The sequence below is a fragment of the Burkholderia sp. 22PA0106 genome, from assembly GCF_047497155.1.
In the GTDB taxonomy this organism is placed as follows: Bacteria; Pseudomonadota; Gammaproteobacteria; order Burkholderiales; family Burkholderiaceae; genus Burkholderia.
Genome location: NZ_CP163163.1, coordinates 1,646,032 through 1,667,348 on the forward strand (window position 1 = coordinate 1,646,032; position 21,317 = coordinate 1,667,348).

At 65.4% G+C, this 21,317-nt stretch carries 17 protein-coding genes and 1 pseudogene; 6 read left to right on the top strand and 12 right to left on the bottom strand.

Features of this window, described 5'->3' with window-relative positions:
* Positions 1-108 precede the first annotated feature (108 nt).
* The 3 genes from AB4850_RS22285 to AB4850_RS22295 all read right to left on the bottom strand — a co-directional run bounded on the left by AB4850_RS22285 (position 109) and on the right by AB4850_RS22295 (position 4,280).
* The gene (locus AB4850_RS22285; protein ID WP_414445151.1) at positions 109-2,061 is read right to left on the bottom strand and encodes a hypothetical protein; all 1,953 of its coding nucleotides are present in this window, start codon (positions 2,059-2,061) and stop codon (positions 109-111) included.
* 119 nt (positions 2,062-2,180) lie between these two features.
* The gene (locus AB4850_RS22290; protein ID WP_414445152.1) at positions 2,181-2,519 is read right to left on the bottom strand and encodes an H-NS family nucleoid-associated regulatory protein; all 339 of its coding nucleotides are present in this window, start codon (positions 2,517-2,519) and stop codon (positions 2,181-2,183) included.
* 87 nt (positions 2,520-2,606) lie between these two features.
* Positions 2,607-4,280 (bottom strand): serine aminopeptidase domain-containing protein, encoded by a 1,674-nt coding sequence (locus AB4850_RS22295; protein WP_414445153.1) that lies wholly within the window; start codon positions 4,278-4,280, stop codon positions 2,607-2,609.
* A gap of 543 nt (positions 4,281-4,823) precedes the next feature.
* Between AB4850_RS22295 and AB4850_RS22300 the strand changes: the two genes are divergently transcribed.
* On the top strand, positions 4,824-6,323 hold the full coding sequence (locus tag AB4850_RS22300; RefSeq protein ID WP_414445154.1) for a mannose-1-phosphate guanylyltransferase/mannose-6-phosphate isomerase: 1,500 nt from the start codon (positions 4,824-4,826) through the stop codon (positions 6,321-6,323).
* Positions 6,324-6,389: 66 nt separating this feature from the next.
* On the opposite strand, the gene AB4850_RS22305 is transcribed toward AB4850_RS22300, so the two are convergent.
* Together AB4850_RS22305 and AB4850_RS22310 are read right to left on the bottom strand one after the other, a co-directional pair.
* Positions 6,390-7,799 carry a sigma 54-interacting transcriptional regulator gene (locus AB4850_RS22305; RefSeq protein ID WP_414445155.1) on the bottom strand — a complete coding sequence of 470 codons (1,410 nt, stop codon included), beginning with the start codon at positions 7,797-7,799 and terminating at the stop codon, positions 6,390-6,392.
* A gap of 202 nt (positions 7,800-8,001) precedes the next feature.
* Positions 8,002-8,223 carry a transposase gene (locus AB4850_RS22310; RefSeq protein WP_414445156.1) on the bottom strand — a complete coding sequence of 74 codons (222 nt, stop codon included), beginning with the start codon at positions 8,221-8,223 and terminating at the stop codon, positions 8,002-8,004.
* 37 nt (positions 8,224-8,260) lie between these two features.
* On the opposite strand from AB4850_RS22310, the gene AB4850_RS22315 reads away from it, so the two are divergent.
* Positions 8,261-8,542 (top strand): hypothetical protein, encoded by a 282-nt coding sequence (locus tag AB4850_RS22315; RefSeq protein WP_414445157.1) that lies wholly within the window; start codon positions 8,261-8,263, stop codon positions 8,540-8,542.
* 730 nt (positions 8,543-9,272) lie between these two features.
* On the opposite strand, the gene AB4850_RS22320 is transcribed toward AB4850_RS22315, so the two are convergent.
* Positions 9,273-9,881 carry a phosphatase PAP2 family protein gene (locus AB4850_RS22320; RefSeq protein WP_414445158.1) on the bottom strand — a complete coding sequence of 203 codons (609 nt, stop codon included), beginning with the start codon at positions 9,879-9,881 and terminating at the stop codon, positions 9,273-9,275.
* Between the two features lie 188 nt (positions 9,882-10,069).
* On the opposite strand from AB4850_RS22320, the gene AB4850_RS22325 reads away from it, so the two are divergent.
* On the top strand, positions 10,070-10,297 hold the full coding sequence (locus AB4850_RS22325; protein ID WP_414445159.1) for a hypothetical protein: 228 nt from the start codon (positions 10,070-10,072) through the stop codon (positions 10,295-10,297).
* On the opposite strand, the gene AB4850_RS22330 is transcribed toward AB4850_RS22325, so the two are convergent.
* The 3 genes from AB4850_RS22330 to AB4850_RS22340 all read right to left on the bottom strand — a co-directional run bounded on the left by AB4850_RS22330 (position 10,294) and on the right by AB4850_RS22340 (position 14,476).
* Positions 10,294-11,934 carry a beta-glucosidase gene (locus AB4850_RS22330; protein ID WP_414445160.1) on the bottom strand — a complete coding sequence of 547 codons (1,641 nt, stop codon included), beginning with the start codon at positions 11,932-11,934 and terminating at the stop codon, positions 10,294-10,296. The genes AB4850_RS22325 and AB4850_RS22330 overlap by 4 nt on opposite strands.
* A 44-nt stretch (positions 11,935-11,978) precedes the next feature.
* Complete coding sequence (locus AB4850_RS22335) at positions 11,979-13,184, bottom strand: hypothetical protein (protein WP_414445161.1); 1,206 nt, start codon at positions 13,182-13,184, stop codon at positions 11,979-11,981.
* Between the two features lie 116 nt (positions 13,185-13,300).
* Positions 13,301-14,476 (bottom strand): acyltransferase family protein, encoded by a 1,176-nt coding sequence (locus tag AB4850_RS22340; RefSeq protein WP_414445162.1) that lies wholly within the window; start codon positions 14,474-14,476, stop codon positions 13,301-13,303.
* Between the two features lie 281 nt (positions 14,477-14,757).
* Here AB4850_RS22340 and AB4850_RS22345 point away from each other — a divergent pair, with 281 nt between their 5' ends.
* Positions 14,758-15,897 carry a glycosyltransferase family 4 protein gene (locus AB4850_RS22345; protein ID WP_414445582.1) on the top strand — a complete coding sequence of 380 codons (1,140 nt, stop codon included), beginning with the start codon at positions 14,758-14,760 and terminating at the stop codon, positions 15,895-15,897.
* 25 nt (positions 15,898-15,922) lie between these two features.
* Here AB4850_RS22345 and AB4850_RS22350 read toward each other — a convergent pair whose 3' ends face one another.
* From AB4850_RS22350 to AB4850_RS22360, 3 genes and pseudogenes are all read right to left on the bottom strand, one after another.
* Positions 15,923-16,180 (bottom strand): acyl carrier protein, encoded by a 258-nt coding sequence (locus tag AB4850_RS22350; protein ID WP_414445163.1) that lies wholly within the window; start codon positions 16,178-16,180, stop codon positions 15,923-15,925.
* A gap of 73 nt (positions 16,181-16,253) precedes the next feature.
* Positions 16,254-17,216, bottom strand: coding sequence for an amino acid--[acyl-carrier-protein] ligase (locus AB4850_RS22355; RefSeq protein WP_414445164.1), 963 nt, complete (start codon positions 17,214-17,216; stop codon positions 16,254-16,256).
* 195 nt (positions 17,217-17,411) lie between these two features.
* Positions 17,412-18,704: pseudogene (locus AB4850_RS22360) on the bottom strand (glycosyltransferase family 4 protein); the annotation flags it as partial.
* Positions 18,705-19,249: 545 nt separating this feature from the next.
* Between AB4850_RS22360 and AB4850_RS22365 the strand changes: the two are divergent.
* Entirely contained in the window at positions 19,250-20,056 is an 807-nt protein-coding gene (locus AB4850_RS22365) for a Crp/Fnr family transcriptional regulator (protein WP_414445583.1), read from the top strand.
* A 98-nt stretch (positions 20,057-20,154) separates the two neighbouring features.
* Positions 20,155-21,306, top strand: a complete 1,152-nt coding sequence (locus AB4850_RS22370; RefSeq protein ID WP_414445165.1) for a polysaccharide biosynthesis/export family protein — start codon at positions 20,155-20,157, stop codon at positions 21,304-21,306.
* Positions 21,307-21,317: the final 11 nt, after the last annotated feature.

A 21,317-nucleotide genomic window follows, 5' to 3' on the forward strand; every position in this document is an offset into this window, starting at 1 on the left:
GCGGCGGCCTTTAGCGGCATTTTGTCTTTGCTTAGTCGAGCCAAACACAAGCGCGGCGGCCGTTTCCAACCCGGCCGCCGCGCCTCGGCGAATGCCTCGGATACCGCGTTACACGCGGTGCGCCGGATCTTCGTGCAGCTCCTCGATGCTGGCGTGGGAGGCCGTGTCCGAGCCGGCCGGCTCCTTGGTGTTGCCCATCTGCGCGAACGGCGCATAGAGCAGCAGGCCGAGCATCAGGCCCACGGCCAGGTTGTTGACGTTGGTCTGCGTGGTGGGCGAGCTGCCCGTCATGTGATCGGCGACGATCTGCGACAGCAGCGTGCTGGCCGTAAACAGCGTCGCGCGCGCCGGGAACGCGCCGGTGGCCGTGTCGGCCAGATCGGAGAGGCTCGGGATCTTCCCCGACAGCGTCAGTTGCGGCATGCCGCGTGCCGTGATGGCGTTCGACACCATGTCGTCCATCACTTCGCCGCCCAGGTTGTAGCCGGCGCGCTCGCTGCCGTGGCCGGTTTGCAGCGGCTCGCCCGCGGCGCCCGCGCCCGACGGCGTGGCCGTGTAGGACATGCCGCTGCCGGCCGCCATCTGATCGACGGCGTACGCGCCGCCCGATGCCATCGATTCGCCGAGCGACGGTTGCTTGGCCTCCTTCGGGGCGAGCTTGACGAACGACTGCACGCTGTCGCGCATCGCGCAGTACAGCACGAAGGCGCCGAGGCTGGCCGCCGCGCCGGCCATCGCGCCGGTGCCGAGGCCCGCGATCATCATGGTGCTGCCGACCGCGGCCAGCGCGTAGCGGGAAATCTTGCTGGTATCGGTGGCACGGCCTTTCTGCGCGTCGCGCACCGCGCCGGCCAACAGCAATGCGATCGGCACGAACGTCAGCGCGCTGCCGAGCGCGCTGCGCGCGCCGGTCGACCATTGCTGGTGTTCCATGCCTTCGGCGAAGCGCTGGCCGGCCAACTGGCGGCCGAACGTCGGCACGTACACGGACGCGGTGCGCGCGACGATCGAGTTGGCCAGCGACACCAGCCCCTTTGCATAGGTGTTGTCGAAGTTGTTGTTGGCGATATCGGACAGGCTGACGCCGCCGACCTGCGAATGCGTGACCGTGTGAATCACGTCGTTCAGCAGTTGCGTGACGGCCGCGAGCATCTGGCGCTGCTGCGGATCGTGCACGTCGGCGGCCGGCATCTGCTCGACCAGCGATTGAACGGCGGCCAGCTCGGCTTCGCTCGGCGCGGGCACGTTCAGTTGCGCGACCTGCCGATGCACCTCCTCGATCTGCTCGTCCTGCTCGGCGATCGGCGGCAGGCGCAGCGGCACGCCGGTGAACGCGGCGCTCGCGATGTCGTCGTGCGACGCCAGCGGGCGCGGCGGTGCGGCCGAGGTGCTGGCCTCGGAAGCGGTCATCGCCAGTTGCAGCGGATGCGGCTGGAACGGCAGCGCGGAATCCGTGTCGGCGTCGTGGCTGGCAGCGGTCGAGGCGGTCGAGCCATGATGCAGCGGCGTCGACCCCTGATGGTGCAGGCGCGCCGGATTGCGGCGCGGCCGCGCCGGCGGGGGCGGCGTCGGACGGCTGATCGGGAGATGCGCGGGCGGCGGGCGCAACGGCGCGGCCGTCGAACTGCTGGGGGGCGGAGGCGGCGGTTCGTGCGACGTCGATGCGGTGGAGGAGGTCGACGTGCTCGCCTCGGTGGACACCGTGCCCGGCGGTTTCGGCCGATTGGCCGAGCGCGGCGGAATCGGCGGCGGCGTACCCGGCGTCTGGCCCGCGTTGCGCAGCGGCGAGCGCGGCGGCGGCGCGCCGGTCGAGGTCGATGTCGAGGCCGACGTCGAGGCGGTGGCTGGCAATTCGGGGGCCGACGAGCGTGCCGTGATGCGCGGCGAACCCTCGCCGCGCGGGGCGTCGGTCGAGGGTGTCAGGTCCGATAACGCATGATTCGACGCGGACCGGCGCGCCGCGCCGGCATCGGTCGCCGGGGTGGAATGCTCGGTGTGTGTGCTGGAATCGGCGCCGGGTTGCGGGCCGATCCGGTTCCCCGAATTGACGTTATTGAGCATGACGAAGTCCTTTGAGTGCGCGGCGTGATCGAACGCTGGGCCTTTTGTCATGAAAATTTAATCTTCCGATCAAATGGAAAACAATCCCATGCGAACAGGCGTCGCGTGATGCGAAGCACTCAGGGTTTCGGCTTGCTCCGTTCAGGCCACCACGGTTGCGGTGTCTCGCGAATCCGGTAGTCGTCGAGGTTCTTGCCGACGATCCATTGCGGGCGCTGGCCGCGCCCGGACCAGGTCTGCCCGGTTTCCGGGTTGTAGAACTTCGCCTGCACCGGCGTGCGCTTGGGCTTGATGAAGCCCGCCGCGCGCAGCAACTCCAGCTCGGAGATGTCGTACTCCTGGACATCCTTGGCGAGCTGTTCGAGCTTGGCCAGCTTTTCCCGTTGACGGGTTTCCTCCAGCAACTGGTTCAGTTGCCCGAGCCGTCGTTGCAACTGGCGGATGGTGGGATTGGTCATCGTGCAATGTCATGAGCAGATCATGGCGTGGCAGGCCGACCTCACCCCACCATCGTTCGTCAGTCGTGCCGGGCCGCGGCCGGCGAGTCAGGTCATCGTGAACTCCGCCTGCGTGCCGGCGGCGACCGGGCGGACGTGTTCCCGGCGCACGGCGAGAAAAATTTCCTGAAGCAGTGCGAAGCATTCGGTGGTCACGTCCTCGCGGGCACGCCGGTTCAGCACTTCGTGATCGACGTTGTCCAGCACCAGCGCGTTGAGCCGGGGCAGGCTGCCGAGCTTGCGGCGGCTCGCGCCGAAGTGCAGGTAGAACTCGTCGAGCGCGTGATCCTTCGGGCTGAACAGCAGCCGCACGCGCACGCCCGCCGCGTCGAGCCGGCGGAAGTGGCGATGCACCTGATGGCTGGAGGTGGTGGCGAACAGCCGGTCGTTCGACAGCGTCGCCAGATGGTGCTGCGCGCGCGTCATGGCATGACGCCACAGCGTGCGGGCCGCCGGACGCAGGCTGACCTCGCCGCGCAGCACCTTGGTCCATTTGTCGGCGCGCGTCATCGAGCGCAGGTTGGCACGCGCCGAGCCGCGCGGGTTCTGCGCCGCCTGCAGGATCGTGCAGTTCTCCGGCAGCAGGAAGCTGGCCGGATTCACGAGGATCAGCCCACGGATGCCGAGGTTCTTGCGCGCCGCGACCAGCGCCGTGTACGCCCCGGCGCAGATGCCGAAGATCACGATCTGCCGGTAGCCCTGCGCGGCCAGCCAGTCCACCCAGGCCGACAGATCCGCCGCCATCGATTCGTACGGAATCTGGCCGGGGCCGCGTGCCTGCGCCGCGCCCGCGCTGTCGCCGATGCCGTCCGCATCGACGCGCAGCGACGCGTAGCCATGAAACACCATCTCGCGCGCCAGCTCCACGCCGAAGCGGCCGTCGCCGACGTGATGGGTGGCCCCGGTGTTGGCGATCAGCAGCGCGGGCGCGGCCATGTCGCCGTGTTGCATCGGCTCGCACAGGATGCCGGCGAGCCGGCCATCGCCGGTGCGCACCGGGCGTTCGACGCCGCCCGGCACCGGCATGCCGGGGTGCAGGCGCTCGACGGTGCGGCCCGACGCGACGGTGGCGGTGCCGTCGTGCCGCGACAGCCAGTCCGCCGCCGCGTTGAGCATGATCACCGGCGATTCGGTCATCCAGGGCGGGCAGAGCGTTTGCGCGTAATGGGTGAACTCGATCGATTCGACCGGCACGCCTTGCGTGCCGAGCCGTGCGGCGAGCTTGTCGCTGCCGTCGTTCTGCCCGCTGTGCGCGATCAGCACGCGGCCGGCCGACGGTCGCGGCCCGCTGGCGAGATCGTATTCGGCGATCGCGTCGAGCCCGCCGGCGCAAAACAGATGGCCGAAGATTTCGCGTGTGCCGTCCGGGGGCGGCGCTTCGTCGTCGGCGAGGCCGGCCTTGCGGCGCCAGGTTTGATGGAGGAAATTCATTTCACGCAGGAACAGCCGAGCCGACACCACGGGCGCGAACAGCGCTAGCGAATCGACCTCGACCTGCCGCGCCGCCAGCGCAGCGATCATCGCCCCGAAGCGGAACCCCGCCAGCGAAACGTGCTTGACCGCCGTGGTGTCCTTCAGCCAGTTGACGGCGTCCACCACCTCGGCCACCCAGTCGGCCGGCCGTACCCAGGCGCCGTTGTCGGTCGAGTCGCCCGTGCCCAGGTAGTCGAAGCGCAACACCGTGACCCCTCTCAAGGCCAGATAGTCGGCCAACTGACGCATGGCCTGATGCAACCACATCGCTTCGTGCCCCAACGGATTGCAAAGCACGACCCCGCAGTCGCCATCGGCTTCATGCAGCCATCCGGCGTGCCCACTGAAAATGATCGGTTCCATATACTCATCGCGGTCTAATATTGGTCAAATTGGCGAAAGTCTCTCGTCATTCGTCATTCGAGGATCCCTCATGGTGAGCCTGGCGGAGCCCCCTTCCGCTGTCGAATGCGTCTCCCCCGTCCCGACGATATCGTCGTGCGTTCGGCATTCCTGATCGCCTTACCCTTCACGTCATTCCTCGTGCAGCCAGCATGCAATGCCGGTGCCCGGACGTTCGGTGCGCTGGCGCACTTTGATGGGGCAGGCGGACGCGCGAGCCATCAGGAGCACGAAATATCGGGGCGGCGGCGCCTGTGTTCGCGACCGAACGGTGTGCAGTGCAGCAAGCTTTTACGTTGGCAGGTACCGCGCGCCCGCCCGTTGCGGCGCACTTGCAGCGGACCGGCGCCGCGCGATTGCGCGAATCCCTCGTGAAACTGGAGCCCATCGATGAGCACACCCCTCGCATTCCAAGCTGCGCAACCTGTCCATGCGGCGGCCGCCAGCCTGCCGATCCAGCACGTGATCCTGGCGGGTGGCGCCGGCACGCGGCTGTGGCCGCTGTCGCGCGAGCAGTATCCGAAGCAGTTGCTGAAGCTGCTTGGCGAGGACTCCTTGCTGATGGCCACCGCGCGCCGCCTCGACGGCCTGCAGGCAAGCTGGCCGACCGCCGGCGAACTGCTGCTGGTGTGCGGCGAATCGCATCGCTATATCAGTGCCGAGCAATTGCGCTCGTGCAGCAAGCCGGCGCGCATCGTGCTGGAGCCGTGCGCGCGCAACACCGCGCCGGCGCTGACCGCCGCCGCGCTGGTCAGCGTGGCCAACGGCGACGACGCGATCCTGGTGGTGACGCCGGCCGACCACGCGGTGCCGGACGCCGCCGCGTTCCAGGCCGCCGTGTTGCGTGCCGCGCATTACGCGGCGAATGGTGCGATCGCAACCATCGGCGTGGTGCCGCGCCGCGTGGAGCCGGGCTACGGCTACATCCGCACGGGCGTGCCGATCGGGCAGGACGGCGGTTTCGTGATCGACCGTTTCGTCGAGAAGCCGCGCCGCGAGCTGGCCGAGCAATACGTGCATTCCGGCGAATATCTGTGGAATGCCGGCGTGTTCGTGCTGCGGGCCTCGGTGTGGCTCGATGCGATCGGCACGGTGCGCCCCGATATTCTCGCGGCCTGCCGCGAGGCGCATCGCGGCAGCACGTCCGACGACGTGTTCGTGCGCCTGAACAAGCCGGCCTTCGATGCCTGTCCCGACGATTCGATCGACTACGCGGTGATGGAGCGGCTGGACGAATGCGGCAACATCGCCGGCGTGGTGGTGCCGATGGATGCGCCGTGGTCCGACGTCGGATCGTGGGATGCGATCTGGGAGATCCTGCCGCGCGATGCGTCCGGCAATGTCGGGCAGGGGCGCGTGATGTTCGAGGACACCGAGAACACCTTCGCGCATTCGCAGGGCCGGCTGATCGCCTGCGTCGGGCTGCGCGACGTGGTGGTGGTCGAAACCGCCGACGCGATCCTGGTGGCCGACCGGCAGAACGCCCAGCAGATCAAGGCCGTGGTGTCGCGAATCCGCGCCGAGCGCGGCCCCGAGGCCGACAACCACCGCAAGGTGCATCGCCCGTGGGGCTATTACGATTCGATCGATTCGGGCGAGCGCTTCCAGGTCAAGCGCATCGTCGTGACGCCGGGCGAGAAGCTGTCGCTGCAAATGCATCATCATCGCGCCGAGCACTGGATCGTCGTGCGCGGCACGGCCGAGGTGACGCGGGGCGAGGACACCTTCCTGATTTCGGAGAACGAATCGACCTATATCCCGCTCGGCACCGTGCATCGCCTGGCGAACCCCGGCAAGACGCCGCTCGAAATCATCGAGGTGCAGTCGGGCACCTATCTCGGCGAGGACGACATCGTCCGCTTCGAGGACAACTACGGCCGGCTGGCCTGATTCGCCAGACGAAGCCTGCCGGCGCGGGGCGGGGCGTCCCGTCTCGCGCGGACCGGCTTGCCTCGCCTACAGGCCGTAGGTATTCAGCAGACGGTACAGCGTGGCGCGCGACACGCCCAGCTCGGCCGCCACCTCGAAATGGCGGCGGCGGTGCTTCAGCAGCGCGGCTTCGATGGTCAACTTCTCGGCGCGTTCGCGGGCTTCGGCGAGCGTCGTCGGGGCTTGCGCCGTGAACTGGTCGAGGCCGAGATCGGCCGCCGAAATCAAGCGCCCGTCGGCCATCACGATCGCGCGGCGAATCCGGTTGATCAGCTCGCGCACGTTGCCCGGCCAGCCGTAGCTGTACATCGATGCGATCGCACAGGCCGTGAACCCGCGAATCTTGCGCGCCCCATCGCTGGCGAACTTCTGCAACATGTACTGCGCGAGCAGCTCGATATCCTTGCCGCGCGCGCGCAGCGGCGGCTCGTCGATGCGCAGCACGCACAGGCGATGGAACAGGTCCTCGCGGAACTGGCCGACGCGAATCGCCGCCTCGAGATCGACGTGGGTGGCCGAGATGATGCGCACATCGATCGGAATCGATTCGTGCCCGCCGAGCCGCTCGATCCGGCCTTCCTGCAGGAAGCGCAGCAGGCTGGCCTGGCTTTCGAGCGGCATGTCGCCGATTTCGTCGAGAAACAGCGTGCCGCCGTGCGCCGCCTCGACGCGCCCGATCTTCTGCTTGTTCGCGCCGGTGAAGGCGCCGCGTTCATAGCCGAACAGTTCGGACTGCAACAGATGGTGCGGAATCGCGCCGCAATTGATCGCGACGAACGGCGCCTTGCGTCGTGAGGATTGCTTGTGGATGGCGATCGCCGTCAGTTCCTTGCCGGTGCCCGATTCGCCGGAAACGAACACGGTCGCATCGGTGTTCGCAACCTTGCGAACGGTGCGGAACAGGCGCTGCATCGCTTCGCAGGTGCCGACCATCGCGCCGCCGCCGGTCTCCACTTCCACCGCCGGCTCGCTGTCGCACAGCGTCATCATGCCGTAGGCATGCGTCACCAGGTAATCGACCATGGTGCGCGTCAGCGGGCGCTTCACATAGTCGAAGCAGTACTGATGAATCAGCTTGCGAATCTCGGGATCGGCCAGCCGGGCCGAGTCCACCAGCGCGATCCAGCCGGTCTGCTTCTGGCGCAGGATCGGCTCCAGCGCGGCCAGCTCACGCGCCTTGAAGCTGTCGAGATCGACGATGCCGGCCTGCGCGACGCCCGGGTTCTCCACGCGCTTCGCATCGGCCGAGGTGCTCGCGCAACGCACCTCCCAATGCTGCTCCTTGAGGTAGGCCACCAGCGTGGGGTCGGGATGACGCGACAGATACAGACACGGGCGGGCCGAAGGCGCGGGGGCCGGCGCATGCACTTGCGTGCCGCTCGGCAAGGATGTCGCAGTACGAAAGATCGGGGAAATCACATGATGAAATTCGTGCATGTTGTCCTCGTAAAGTAACCGCGCCCCGGTTCACGGAAGGAAGCGCTGGCAGATGCTGTCGTGCTTCGCGGCGGGTAGGCTCCCGGCGCGGCCGACGCATCCGGCGTCGAATGCTGTCGAGCGGCCGTGAAGGCCGCCTCCGGCCCCGGCTGCCGGTTGTTACGCGGGTTCGTGGCGAGGCACGTTGCCGATTCCGCCTCGGTCAGTCGGGCTGCCCCGCATCCGCCCTGGCTGAGTCGTCGATCCTCGAGGCCGACGAGAGCTGCTCCCGGAACTGCTTTCGCCAATGCGAAAGCTGACTGGGATTGATGTTGTGCCGCGCTGCCACCGTCTGCAGCGACGTGCCGGGGTCGAAGCTCTCGGCCACGATTTCCCGTTTTCGTTGTTTCGTCCAACGTCTGCGCCGCTTCGCGAGCTGATCCATTTTTCGGTCGAATATCAAGTTCAAGGGCACGGTCACAATGATTCCCAAAATTGATCGCTTCTGTTCGGTATCGCGCGCGGCAATTGAACGCGACATCGACCGCGCAGCACGGGCCGACGCGCGCGCAATACCTGGCAATCGGCCTGGTATTGCGCCCGTCGGACCCCTCACGATTATTTTTCGGACAAATCAGATGCCATCGAACATCACCGTTTCATTCGGACCTCATGAAACGGTGCGCGTGATGGTAGCCCTGTCAGACACTGGCCTGGATCTAAGCGACTGGCATCGCGGTGCTGCGGCAATTGATGTGATTTAAGATAAGTCAGAAAACTGGCTTATCCATCAAGTGAAGCTGTCGACGCTATTGTTCACTAAATTCGCACGCAGCAGGGAGGACTGTAAGACTATTTAGCAGTTGCACCAAGCGGGAATATCCCGATTTTCATTTCAAGAAAACAAACTTATAATGTTGCGCCTCGTTTTCGTGTGACGATTTCTTGCTGCCTGTATCGAAACATTTCTTCGGATTCCTGCCCGATTCCTTGTAATTGTTGATTTTTGATCGGCAATTCAATTCGAGGATGCAGGATTCTGCCTCGGTGCGACGTGAATTCGTGCAAGTCCCCGGCTGCGCGTTGGTTTTCTTCAACAGGGTCGATTCACGGCGCTGCCTGCGCTCGATTTTCCGACGAATACCGACATCGGTAGTTTCCGGAACAGCGCGTCGCCAATCTCATGAAATACAAATCTAACGCACCTATGATTCGGTTTTTGGCGATTTCGAGTCGAGACGATGAAACCAGGATTAATCAATTCGATGTAAAACGTTTGCGCGGTCATTTCAGGTAAAAACAGCCGATTATTACTTCTTCACAGGAACGAGATAAATTCGATGTGAGATGGAAGGGCGGTAATTTTTATAAAGCAATTTGTTGCGCAGGCGGTACGCTTCTCGTGATTCGGTAATTCATGCCAATATTGTTTTTTGGCGGCGAGCGTGTCTGTTTCGATACGGCAGGCCGTCGTTATTGCCGAATTCTTTCGGCCTACGCCTTGCTCCATTGCGAAAGCCCGACGGCATCGCGGTCGATTCGGGCCGATACCGGCGCGACCTTGCCGTGATACATCACGACGGCCGCGAGCGCAGCGGCGGCGAACAAGGTGGGATCGTGCAGCGTGAAGCCGCCGGGCTTGCCGAACAGGGTGTGCGCGAACGTGAACTGGAAGCAGGTCAGGGTGGCGACCAGCATGCCCGCCACCAGGCCGCACACCACTTCGGCGGTCGAGTGATAGCCGAGCAAGATGCGCGACACGCCGATCGCCGTGGCCAGCAGCAGGCCGCCGGCATAAGGGCCGACCACGGCGCCGCGGCGCGTGCGGTTGTCGCACAACGAGAACACGGTCGGATACACCGCACCGGCAAGCATCGCGTGGCCGCTCACCACCGTGAAGTTCAGCGCCGGCACCTCGATGCCCCAGATTACATGCACCACCCGGCTGGCCGCCACCACCGACGCGCCGAGCGTCATGCCGCCGGCCCAGAACAGCGCGGCTCGCCAGGAGCGCATCATCGCCAGCCACAGCAGGATCAGCGCGGCCAGCGGAATCGTCAGATAAGGGTCGCCGAAATTCGTCACGTAACTGAGCAGGGGCATGGGGCAGATCCATTCGGGGTACGAACTGGCTTGAACAGGCAAGGGGAGTGTCGCGTCGATCTGACAGCGGCAGGAGACGAGCTCGAAGCAGGGCGCGGCGATCGCGGCAGGGCCCGCCGGCTGTGGCAAACTTGCGGCGCGGGCGAGCGTTGTCCCGCGTTCCCGGCCTTCTCCAGCCCTCGACCGCCATGCACCTCTTGATCGTCATCGTCATTACCGTTCTGGAAGTCGGCGCGATCCTCTTCGTCGTGGCGCTGTGCGTGGCGGCACGCCGCGCGGACGCGCGTACCGAGCGGATGCTGACGCGCGACGAAGTCGAGGCGCGCCAGCGCGTGGCGGAGGCGCCGCGGCGCCGGCCCTTGACCGTGACCGCCGGGCGTTGGCTGCGCCGGCTGTTCGGCGCCAGCCGGGGCTAGGCACCGGCGGGGCGGCTCGGCACGGCGCGCACCGGCAGCAGATAGCGCGGCAGCGGCCCGAGTTGCCAGAGGAACGGCCGGCTGGTGACCGTCACCGCCGTTTCCACGCCTTGCCAGTCGCGTTCCACATAGCGCCCGGGCGGCAGATCGATCGACGCCGTGCCCGGCGTGGCGCTCACCGTCCAGCCCACCGTGACCGCATCGTCTCCCGTCGCATACCGATAGACCTTCACGTCGCCATCGGCCAGCGCATTGCGCCAGGGCCGGCTGCCGAGCGTCGCCGCCAGCACCGAGGCGGCGACGAACGCGGGCTTCGGCGACATGTCGTGATGCAGCAATCCGAAGTTGTGCTCGATATTGTTCGGATCGGTGCCGTCGTCCATGAAGTCGTACCAGAACAGCACGCGGACCGAATCGGCGCGTCGCGACATCAGATAGCTGCGCACCAGGTTGCCGGCCTGGCTCGCCTCGTCTTGCCCCGGCACCTTCGGATCGACGGGCCAGCCGTATTCGGTGATCCATACCTGCAGCGGCGTGCCGTTCTTTTTCGAATATCGCGCGCCCACGGATTTCAGATATGGCCAGGTGGTCGGGATGCTGACGGTATCGATCGGGCCGCCCTTGGCCGCATAACCGCGCTCGGGCGTGTTCGGCGACATGTAGGGGTGCACGCTGAAGCCGTCCTGATAGTCGAGGGCGCCGGCCTTGACCAGCTCGATCGGGCAATCGGCGCCGGGGCCGCCGCCGATGCCGCCGCCGCCGCACGCGATGACCGTCGCGGCCGGGCTCAGGGCCTTGATCGCCGGGTAGACGGCCTTCAGCAGCGCGCCGTAGGTTGCGTAGGAGATCTGATCGAACGACGGCTCGTTCCACAGCTCCCAATGCTTGACCAGGCTGCCGTAGCGCTTGACGACCTGTTCGACGTAGCCGACGAAGCGCTGGCGCGCCTCGGGGGTTTGCGGGAACGACGCCTTGCCGAACTGCGCCGGATAGGCGCGGGGGTTGCCGTAATCGAGCACCACGAGCGGCGCGATGCCCAACTGCGCGGCCTGCTTGAGATAGGCATCGTATGGCGGCGGGAAGCGGAACCGGCCCGGGGTTTTCTCGATCTCCTGCCAATAGAGTTCGTCGCGAATCCACGAAAATCCGGCTCGCTGCACCATCGGCAGCAGCACGGCCGGCGAGCCCTGCAGTTGCGCGAAGTGCGTCACCACGCCGAATCCGGGCAAGCCGGCCACGCGGCGTGTCGGCTGGAGCGTGAACGTGGTGGCCGCGCGGCCGAGCAAGGTGCCGGCGCGCGAATACAGTTCGGCCTGGGCCCGATAGAAGCCGGGGCGGGTCAGCGTGACCGGCACGCTGACCGCCCGGCCTTGCTGGCCGGGGTCGACATCCTGGAAGTAGGTGGCGGCCGGCGACGGATTGAGCCGGCCCGTGGCGTCGTACGAAAACACCAGCACCGTCAGCGTCGCGCCCAGGGCGTCGAGCGAAGCCGGCGTGAACTTCAGCGAAAATCGCTCGCCCGGCACCCCCTGCAAGGCGACCGCATCGTTGGCATTGCGAAGCTGTGCCGAGGATTCGGCCGACCATCCGAGCAGCGGCGCGATAAACAGGGTGAAAAGCAGTGCGAGAAGCGGCATCGCACGCCAGGCTGCCCGCGGCGCCGGATGCATGAGCGCGAGCCTCATCGCAGCAAATGACGTGGCGGAACCGCGATCGGCGCCGGGGGTGGCCGCGAGATCAACCGCGAACGGTCCGGCGCGGCGGGGCGTTCGCGTTGCGCGCTCAGATACCGCGCGAAGCTCGGCCAATACGCGATCAGGTAGGCAAGCGGCACGAACGAGGTCACGGTGGTCAGGCCGACGGTGGTGGTGATCAGCAGGCAAAGCAGGATCACGAAGCCGTCGCTGGCCGTAAACGCCAGCACGCCGAGCACCACCAGCGCGCCGAGCAGCCCCACATCGGCGAACAGGCCCGGGATTCCCGTGAACGTGACCGAGCTGATGGCGTACAGCTCGCGATTCGAGGCCAGGTAGGGCAGGTAGCCGTATTCGTCGTTGAGCTGTTGCGAGGTGACGCCCCGCACCAGGTCGGCGAAGCTCGCGTCCACCAGGAACGGATAGCCGGCAAACCGGTGCGCGAAGGTTTCCGAGCCGAAGAAGTCGTGGGCGCTCATGTACAGCGCGATCACCATCGTCACGCCGAAGAACGCGGCCAGCGAAAACAACGGCAGCATCGCGCGCAGTTGCCGCCGCATGCCGTACAGCGCGGCGAAGATCAGCAGCACGAACGAGGCTTTGGACAGGCTGATGAACAGGCCGACGCAGTACATCGCGATGATCCAGCGGTTGCGCCGCCCCTGAAACAGGTACAGCACGAACGCGGCCGACAGCAGCGAAGAGAAGAACCCGGCTTCGCGCGAGAAGCCGCTGACGCGCGCGAAATAGAGGATGGCGTAATAGTTCGCGTTGGTCTGGGTGGCCGAGTCGCCCCACAGCATCTTCGACACCTGGTCGGGGCCCATCGATACCGACAGCGAATAGTCGGCGTAATACAGCACGAACTGCGCGAGCCCGAACAGGATATTGACCATCATCCACGGGTGCAGATAATCGATCCGCTTCGAAATGGTGTACATCAGGTAGCCGACACTGGCGAAGATCGAGACGATTTTCGCGGCCATCATCGGGTTGGTCAGCAGGCACGCGGCCATGGCGATGCCGATCGGGATCAGCCAGCGGCGCGAGGTGGCCAGCAGGAACCGGCTGAAGCCCGGGTCGAGAAACGGCAGGAACGTGTAGAGATAGATCGTGACGCCGGACACCTGCGGATTGAAGATCACGCAGGTGAAGAACAGGTAAAACAGCATCGAAATCGACTTCGCGTACATCGAAACCTCCGGCGGTACGGCTGGACGATCGGCTGACCGAGGTCGCCACCTTAAGTCAGGTTGGGAGGCGGTTCAGTGTGCCAGCGCACTTGGGCCGGAATGGCGGATGCGCTGGTTCATGCATCGTCATGCGCGGCCGACGCCGGACGGCCGGCATCGAGCGCGCCGCGGCGCGGGGCGACGCCGCCCGGCGAGCGGCGGGTCGGCGTCAGCGCGTAACCCGCGTCGATGCCCGCCGTCTCGACGAGCCGGTAGCTCGCCCAGGCCAGCGCCAGCGCCGGGGGCACGGTCAGCACCATGTACACCCCCAGCGGGCCGCCCGTCAGGCCATTTGCTTTGCAGTACCAATAGATCAGGTAAAGCGGCACGCCATGAAGCAGATACAGCGAATAGCTGATTCGACCGATCCAGGCGAACACGCGCGCCCGGATGCGGATCACGGTGGCGAACAGCAGGAACGCGAGGATTCCGAACAGATAGCCGATCGACGCCGAAACGTGCACGAAATCGCGATGCAGCAGGTCGATGCCGGCCATCAACACGGCGATGCCCACCACGACGGCCGTCACGGCAACACACGCCGCGCGATACGACAGCGAAACCCTCCGCCGGAACACGCCGAAGCTCACGGCGGCGCGCGGGGTGTCGTAAGCCTGCCGGAAGCAGGCGCCCCAGAACATGATCGCGAGGTGATACAGCATGCCCTTGTATTGGCCGAGCGCATCGGCGGGAATCAGCTTCAACGCGGAACCGAGCACGAACGCGGCGCACAGGCCGAGGCAGGTCAGGCACAGCGTGCGCATCTGGTGCAGGCCGCCGAGCCAATGCAGCGCCAGGCACAGCGCGTAGAACGCCAGCTCGGTTTCGAGCGTCCAGTAATGCGACATGATGGCGTCCCAACCGAATGCGGTGGGGATCATCGACAGGTTCGCGGCCAGCCCCATCGGCGCCATTCGGTGGCCGAACAGCAGCCAATACACGGCATAGCCGATCGGCAGCGACAGCCAGAACGCCGGATACAGGCGAAACACCCTTCGGATCACGAAACGGCGCGTGCCGTCGGCCACCGAGCCGCGCAGGCTGTTGGGAATCAGCATGCCGCTGATCCCGAAGAAGATCACCACGCCGATCCGGCCGAAATTGATCGACTGCTGCATCGTGTCGAACGCGAATTGCGAGCCGGCGATGGTGCCGTACAGCTCGGCGTAGTGCGTCCACATCACGAGCAGCACGGCGATCGCGCGCATGGCGTCGACATGATCGAGACGGTGCGGGCTGGCGGCGCTGGGCATGAGGGTCGGTAGGAAAACGAAACGATTTGACGGCGCGCGCTGCCCGGCGGGCCGGCGCCGCGATGTTGCCCAAGCATGCTCGGGGCATCGTGGCGATCCATCGGTGCGCCGTCGCACATTGGCGAACGCGGGGCAGTGTGCGAGATCGTACGGTGCGCACCGGGCGCGAATTGCCTAATGCGCAGACCGACGTCAACCCCGGAGAGCCACGCCCGATGAGCCAGACGATCAAGGAGTCGCACACGCGCGCCACGGACCCGGCCCTGCCGCGCGGTTCGGTCATGCGCGGCGCGGATCACGAGCTTCGCGACCGGTCGAGCCGATCCGGCCGGGGCGGGCGGTTCGCCATCAACGGCAAGTTCGCCTCGCAGCGCATGACCGGCGTGCAGCGGGTGGGCTACGAACTGGCCATGGCGTTCGCGCGCCTGTTTCCATCAGGCAGGCGCCCGGCCTTGCTGCTGCCCGCGAACGCGCAGGATGGCGTGGTGTTTCCGGCCGAGCAGATTGTGGCGGCACGCCTGAGCGGCTCGCTGTGGGAACAATTCGGACTGCCATGGGCCGTGGGCGGGCGCGTGCTGTTGAGCCTGTGCAATATCGGCCCGCTGTTCGCCCGACGGCAGGTGCTGATGGTGCACGACGTGGCCGTGTACGACCTGCCCGGGAACTACTCCTGGAAATACCGGCTCTGGTATCGCTTCGCCTACGCGATCCTGAAGCGCACCGCCCACCATATCGTGACCGTGTCGGAGTTCTCGAAGCTGCGCATCATGGCCCGGCTGAACATTCCCGCGTCGCGCATTTCGGTGGTCCACAACGGCGTGGATCATTTCGACCGGATCGCGCCCGATGCAGGCATCCTGTCGCGGCTGAACCTGCGCGCCGACCATTACGTGCTGATCGTCGGCAGCCTGTCGGTCGGCAAGAACCTGGCGCGCGTGCTGGCGGCCATCGCGCTGCTCGACGGCGGCCACGACTGGCAGTTCGTGGTGGTGGGCGGCTTCGACCTGCGGGTGTTCAACGCGAAGGAGAAAGCCGATATCTCGCTGTCGAACGACGTGGTGATGGCCGGCTTCGTGTCCGACGGCGAATTGAAGGCGCTCTACGAGCACGCCGGCTGCTTCCTGTTTCCTTCGCTCTACGAAGGTTTCGGCCTGCCGCCGCTGGAGGCCATGTCGTGCGGCTGCCCGGTGATCGCCTCGCGCGAGGCCGCGCTGCCGGAAGTGTGCGGCAACGCCGCGCTGTATTGCGACGCGCGCTCGGTCGAGGACATCGCCGCCAAGGTCGTGCAGATGATGACCGACCCCGACACGCGCGACACCTTGCGCGCACGCGGCCGCGCACGCGCCGCCGATTTCCGTTGGGACGTGGCCGCCTGCCGGCTGCTCGACATCGTCGAACGCGAACTGCCGGCGAGGCACTGAGCGGCTGGCGGCCGGCAGCCGCCGGTCAGGCCGCGTCCGCCTGCTGCAACGTGCCGATCGCGTCGGCCAGCGCGTCGATGCTTTCGAACATCTCGTAGGTCAGCATCGCGTCGGGAACATGAATGTCGAATGCGCGTTCGATTTCCAGAAGCAGTTGCACCGACGTCAACGATGTCAGGCCGACCGCGTAAAGGTCGGTGCGGTCGGTCACGGCGTCGACCGGCACGTCGAGGCAGTTCAGGTCGGCGATGATGTTTCGGACTACGTGCTGCGTGTTGTTCATGAAGTCACTCCATGGCGATGCCGGAACGGCAAAACGGCAGAAGGAATACCTCGTCGCGGCGCGGCCTGATCACTCAACGCCACAGCACGCGGCGCACCGACTCGGGCCACGCGCCGGGATCGAAGCCGTGGTGCCGGAACAGGCCCAGCGCCAGGCGCTCCAGCCCGAACCCGCAACAGCCGGTGTGGGCCGTGTCGCCGGTGCCCGTCTCGATCTTCCAGAGTTCGCCGAAGCGGTCGAGGTGGTAGTTGAAGCTGCCGCAGGCGGTGGGCTTGTCCGGGTTGATGCCGTCGACGAGCAGTTCGAACTTCAGCGCACGTTGGCGCTGGCTGTTCGCCATGAACTTGCCGATGCGGCCGAAGAACGGATCGTTGGCCAGCTCGATCGACCAAGGCAGGCCGAGCGAGCCGATCGCCGCCTTCGCGTAGTCGATCAGGTCCTCGCGAAACGCCTGCACCTGTTCGGCGGTGCCCAGGCACACGAATTCGCGCTGCCGGAACATCAGCATCCGTTCCGGCTCGCGAGACGGTTCGTGTCGGCAGCAGTACGAAAAGATATCGATCAACCGGCCGCCGGCGGGCAGCGGGCCGCGCGCGGCCATGATCGGGTAGACAGGATAGCAGGCCACCGGCGTGACGGCGAGGCGGGTGGGCTTGACGTCTTCGGTCCAGTCTTCCTGCCGGTCGAGGCAGGCCAGCAGGCGTTGATGGCGAACCTCGTCACCGCTGAAGCAGAACACGCTGCCGATCTGATCGGGGAAATGCTTGAAATAGCCGCTTTCTTCAAGAATCGTGCGGTTCATCGCGGGCGGGAAGCGCAACACTTCCACTGGTTTGCCGTCGCCCCAGCGGCCGATCAACGCATTCACGCGCTCGACCACCTCCTCGAACACCGCGCTGCGGCCGTACAGGCCGTCCACGCCGGTGGAGATCAACAGGCCCGCCTCGAGCAGATCGTCGAGATAGGTCGGGGCGTCATGGTGCGGCAGTGCGCTTGCGTGGCCGGACGAACCGGCCGGGACAGCTGACTGGGACATGGCGGACTCCTATGGAAATCGGGCATAGGTTGGCGGCCCGCGTGGCGACGAGCGTGTCGCCGCGACGCGGGCAGGTAGCGCGTGGTCCTTTTCGGTATGGGTTCGACTATCGGTCAGGCCGCGTGCGCCGTTTGTGCGGCGCCGCACGCAAGGGTTAACGCGACACCGGAATCAATCGATTTTCAGCGCCACGTCCGCCTGCTGCGAACCGGACGCCTCGGGCGCGCGCAGCGCATCGCGCAACGCCGTGCGGATCTTGCGGGCAGCCGGCAGCGATGGCCGGGATTCGGCTGCCCCCAATACGGCGGTCAGCAGGCCGCGCCGGAATTCGGCCTTCGAAAAGCGCTCGGCATTGAGACGGCAACTCACCGGTGAGAATCTGCCGACATTTGCCTCGAAGCGGCCGACGGCCGCCTGGATCGATTCCACCGTCTGCGCCTCGAAGAACAGGCCGGTGGGGTGGGGCTGCGTCTCGTCGATGACGGTTTCGCATGCGCCGCCCTTGCCGAACGCGATCACCGGCGTGCCGCACGCCTGTGCCTCGACCACCGAAATGCCGAAATCCTCTTCCGCCGCGAACACGAAGGCGCGCGCGCGTTGCAGGTGATCCTTCAGGACGGCGAACGGTTGATGGCCGAGGATCGTCACGTTCGAGCCGGCCTTGGCGCGCACCTTGGCCATGTCCGGGCCGTCGCCGATCACCACCAGCTGGCGGTCCGGCATCGCGGCGAACGCCTCGACGATCAGGTCCATGCGCTTGTACGGCACCATCCGCGAAACCGTCACGTAGAACGCTTCCTTTCGTGAGCACGGCTCGAACGCCTCGACGTCGACGGGCGGATGCACCACCACCGAATCGCGCCGGTAGGCCCGCTCGACACGCCGCCCGATGAACCGAGAATTGACGATGAACGTGTCGACGCCGTTCGCGGTACGCACATCCCAGATCCGCAGGTAGTGCAGCACCGCGCGTGCGAGAAACGCGCGCAACCCTTTCGTCAGGCCACTTTCGTTCAGATACTGGTGCTGCAGATCCCACGCGTAGCGGATCGGCGAATGGATGTAGCTCACATGCAATTGATCGGGGCCGACCAGCACGCCTTTCGCCACCGCATGCGAACTCGAAATGATCAGGTCGTAGCCGGACAGGTCGAACTGCTCGATCGCCAACGGAAACATCGGAAGGTAGCCGCGATAGCGGCGCTTCGCGAACGGCAGCTTCTGGATGAACGAGGTCTTGACCGGCTTGCCCTTCAGCAACGGGTGATCGGGCATGAAGTTGACGAGGCTGAAGAGATCGGCGTCGGGAAAGCATTCGAGAATCTGCTCGAGGACTTTTTCCGAGCCGCCGTACGTGACCAGCCAATCTTGAATCAGTGCGACCTTCATCGCCGTTCCTCCGTGATCGTTCAGTCCGCGCCAGCACGCCAGCGCCGAGTCGCGGGGATGATTCCGCAGACGCGATGCTATCGGGCGCGGTGGCGTGATTCGGTACGCCGTCGCACAGAGTTTCGGTATTCGGAAAGTCGATGCGCGGACCTGAACGTCAGGGGAATGACAGTGCGTGATCGCGCATTTTCAGGCCGCGTATCAAATATGAAGCAGTTCGAATCAAATCGCGCTTGCCGAAAATCACCGCCTTGCGGCGACCGCACGAGAGGGCTTATCGCGCCCTGCGCCTTGACAATCTTGCATCCGAGCCGGCTTGAGTGCAGCGCAGCATCTTGTGCAATGCGTCGAGGCTGCGGAGCGAGGCCGGAAAGTAGCTCAGATTCGAGACATTTCCGACATAAAACCCCTCACTGTTTAAAACACATTTTAAAAAAACGTTTATAAACAATGACTTGGCATTGTTGGCATGGTTATCGCTGTATGAATTTCACCAACGGCAGATGACCGTCGGCAGTTGTCCTGCACCGGAGTAAGGGCTGGTGCGCTGCAAAAAAATGCTTGGCTGTCCTGCTTTCCAGCTTACAGGCCCGAATTGCTTCGGTATGTCAAATGACCCAGCGCCAATATTTATGTCCGATGTCATGACCACACAACCTGCAAATCATCTTCTCGCGTCCTTGCCCGCCTCGGATTTCGACGCGCTTGCGCCTCATCTTCAACTCGTTCAATTGAAGAGCGGCCAGTTATTGTCCGATGCCGGGGAAACCGTCAAGAAAGTCTATTTCCCCACCAGTGCCATCATTTCCATGATTTTCCTGATGGCGGACGGCGCCACCGCGGAAGTCGCCGCGGTGGGCAATGAAGGCGTGATCGGCGTGCCCGCCCTGACAGGCGGCTTCACGATGCCGACCCGCATCGAAGTGCGTAGCGGCGGTTATGCCTATGCGATGAATGCGCAATTGTTCAAGCGCGAATTCGATCGCCACGGCTTCGTGCATCAGTTGATGCTCTATTACATCCAGGCGCTGCTCACGCAGGTCGCGCAGAACTCGCTGTGCAACCGTCGCCATCACATCGTCAGGCAGGTCAGCAGTTGGCTGCTGCTCACGCAGGATCGTCTCAAGACTGACGAGCTGGCCGTCACCCAGCAATTGATCGCCTCGATGCTCGGCGTGCGTCGCGAAGGCGTGACGGAGGCCACCGGCAAGCTGCAGGACGCCGGCTTGATCGCGCAGCGGCGCGGCAAGATCACCATCCTCGATCGTGCCGGCCTCGAAGCGTCGGCCTGCGAGTGCTACGGAATCATCAAGGGCGAGTTTCAGCGTCTGCTGCACGCCAGCTCCTCGGCCGAAAGCGCCAGCGACGGCAACGTGCGTCGCATGCATGAGATGCCGTCGAAATCGGCAGGCAGCTATCTCGGGCATCAGATCCGCGCGGCGGCCTATTGAACGCGCGCCGCCCGATCGATTCGTACTGCGTATTGAACTGCATATTGAAAACGAACACCGACCTAGATCGATTCGTACCTCGTCACGGGATGACCAACATGAAAAGCATCGGCAGGATATTCGCACTGTTGACGTGCTGGGCGGCAGCCGCTTGCACGTTCGCCCCCGGGCCGTATCTCAATCCGGCTCAAATGCAGGAACCGGCGAAAAGCGATGCACCGCCGCCGGTGTACCCGGTGCAGATGATCGACGCCGGCGTCATTACCGGCCAGGTGCAGGCCATGAAGTCCGAGCCGCCGGCGCTGCCGCAGGCGCCGGACGGCCCGCAGATCGACTATCGGGTCGGCCAGGGCGACATTCTCGGCATCACGGTGTGGGGGCACCCGGAACTGACCGTGACCGGTGCGGCCGCCACGCCGCTGCCGCCGCTCGACAACACGGGCGGGGGCGGCGTCGGCGCGCCGGGCGTGCAGATCACGCCGGACGGCGCGCGCGTGGCGGCCGACGGCACGATCTATTTCCCGACGGTGGGCCGCGTCGCGGTGGCCGGCAAGACCACCGCGCAGATCAGCGCGATGCTGGTGTCGCGCCTGGCGGGCTACGCCATCAAGCCGCAGCTCGACGTGCGCGTGATCCAGTACCGCAGCCAGCAGATCCAGCTCGCCGGCGAAGTGAAGAACCCGGGCTCGCTGCCGATTACCGACCTGAAGCTCACGGTGCTCGACGCGATCACGCGCTCGGGCGGCTCGCTGGCCGATGCGGATCTGCAACGCGTGCAGCTCACGCGCGGCGGCAAGACCTACCAGCTCGACGTGCAGCGCACGCTCGATCGCGGCGACATTTCGCAGAACGTGGCGCTGGAAACGGGCGACATCGTCTACGTGCCCGATCACAACGCGAGCCGCGTGTTCATGCTGGGAGAGATCTCGAAGCCGCAAACCCTGTTCATGGACAAGGGCCGCATGACGCTGGCCGACGCGCTCTCCAATGCGAACGGCATCAACCCGCAAAGTGCGCAGCCGCGGCAGATCCTCGTGATCCGACGCACGTTGAGCGACCCGACCAAGCCGAGCATCTACCGGCTCGACATGACCAAGGTCGATTCGATCCTGCTGTCCACCCAGTTCGACCTGAAGCCGCTCGATGTCGTGTACGTGGGCACCGCGCAGATCGCCCAGGTCAATCGCCTGCTGGAGCAACTGCTGCCGACGGTGACGAGCCTGTATCTGTTCTACGCCGCCACCCGCTAATGCCTGGCCCT

Bases quoted from the DNA above. Each gene is read 5' to 3' on its own strand.
- AB4850_RS22285 (WP_414445151.1), bottom strand. From the start codon at position 2,061: ATGCTCAATAACGTCAATTCGGGGAACCGGATCGGCCCGCAACCCGGC.
- AB4850_RS22290 (WP_414445152.1), bottom strand. From the start codon at position 2,519: ATGACCAATCCCACCATCCGCCAGTTGCAACGACGGCTCGGGCAACTG.
- AB4850_RS22295 (WP_414445153.1), bottom strand. From the start codon at position 4,280: ATGCGTCAGTTGGCCGACTATCTGGCCTTGAGAGGGGTCACGGTGTTG.
- AB4850_RS22300 (WP_414445154.1), top strand. From the start codon at position 4,824: ATGAGCACACCCCTCGCATTCCAAGCTGCGCAACCTGTCCATGCGGCG.
- AB4850_RS22305 (WP_414445155.1), bottom strand. From the start codon at position 7,799: ATGCACGAATTTCATCATGTGATTTCCCCGATCTTTCGTACTGCGACA.
- AB4850_RS22310 (WP_414445156.1), bottom strand. From the start codon at position 8,223: ATGGATCAGCTCGCGAAGCGGCGCAGACGTTGGACGAAACAACGAAAA.
- AB4850_RS22315 (WP_414445157.1), top strand. From the start codon at position 8,261: ATGATTCCCAAAATTGATCGCTTCTGTTCGGTATCGCGCGCGGCAATT.
- AB4850_RS22320 (WP_414445158.1), bottom strand. From the start codon at position 9,881: ATGCCCCTGCTCAGTTACGTGACGAATTTCGGCGACCCTTATCTGACG.
- AB4850_RS22325 (WP_414445159.1), top strand. From the start codon at position 10,070: ATGCACCTCTTGATCGTCATCGTCATTACCGTTCTGGAAGTCGGCGCG.
- AB4850_RS22330 (WP_414445160.1), bottom strand. From the start codon at position 11,934: ATGCCGCTTCTCGCACTGCTTTTCACCCTGTTTATCGCGCCGCTGCTC.
- AB4850_RS22335 (WP_414445161.1), bottom strand. From the start codon at position 13,184: ATGTACGCGAAGTCGATTTCGATGCTGTTTTACCTGTTCTTCACCTGC.
- AB4850_RS22340 (WP_414445162.1), bottom strand. From the start codon at position 14,476: ATGCCCAGCGCCGCCAGCCCGCACCGTCTCGATCATGTCGACGCCATG.
- AB4850_RS22345 (WP_414445582.1), top strand. From the start codon at position 14,758: ATGCGCGGCGCGGATCACGAGCTTCGCGACCGGTCGAGCCGATCCGGC.
- AB4850_RS22350 (WP_414445163.1), bottom strand. From the start codon at position 16,180: ATGAACAACACGCAGCACGTAGTCCGAAACATCATCGCCGACCTGAAC.
- AB4850_RS22355 (WP_414445164.1), bottom strand. From the start codon at position 17,216: ATGTCCCAGTCAGCTGTCCCGGCCGGTTCGTCCGGCCACGCAAGCGCA.
- AB4850_RS22365 (WP_414445583.1), top strand. From the start codon at position 19,250: ATGACCACACAACCTGCAAATCATCTTCTCGCGTCCTTGCCCGCCTCG.
- AB4850_RS22370 (WP_414445165.1), top strand. From the start codon at position 20,155: ATGAAAAGCATCGGCAGGATATTCGCACTGTTGACGTGCTGGGCGGCA.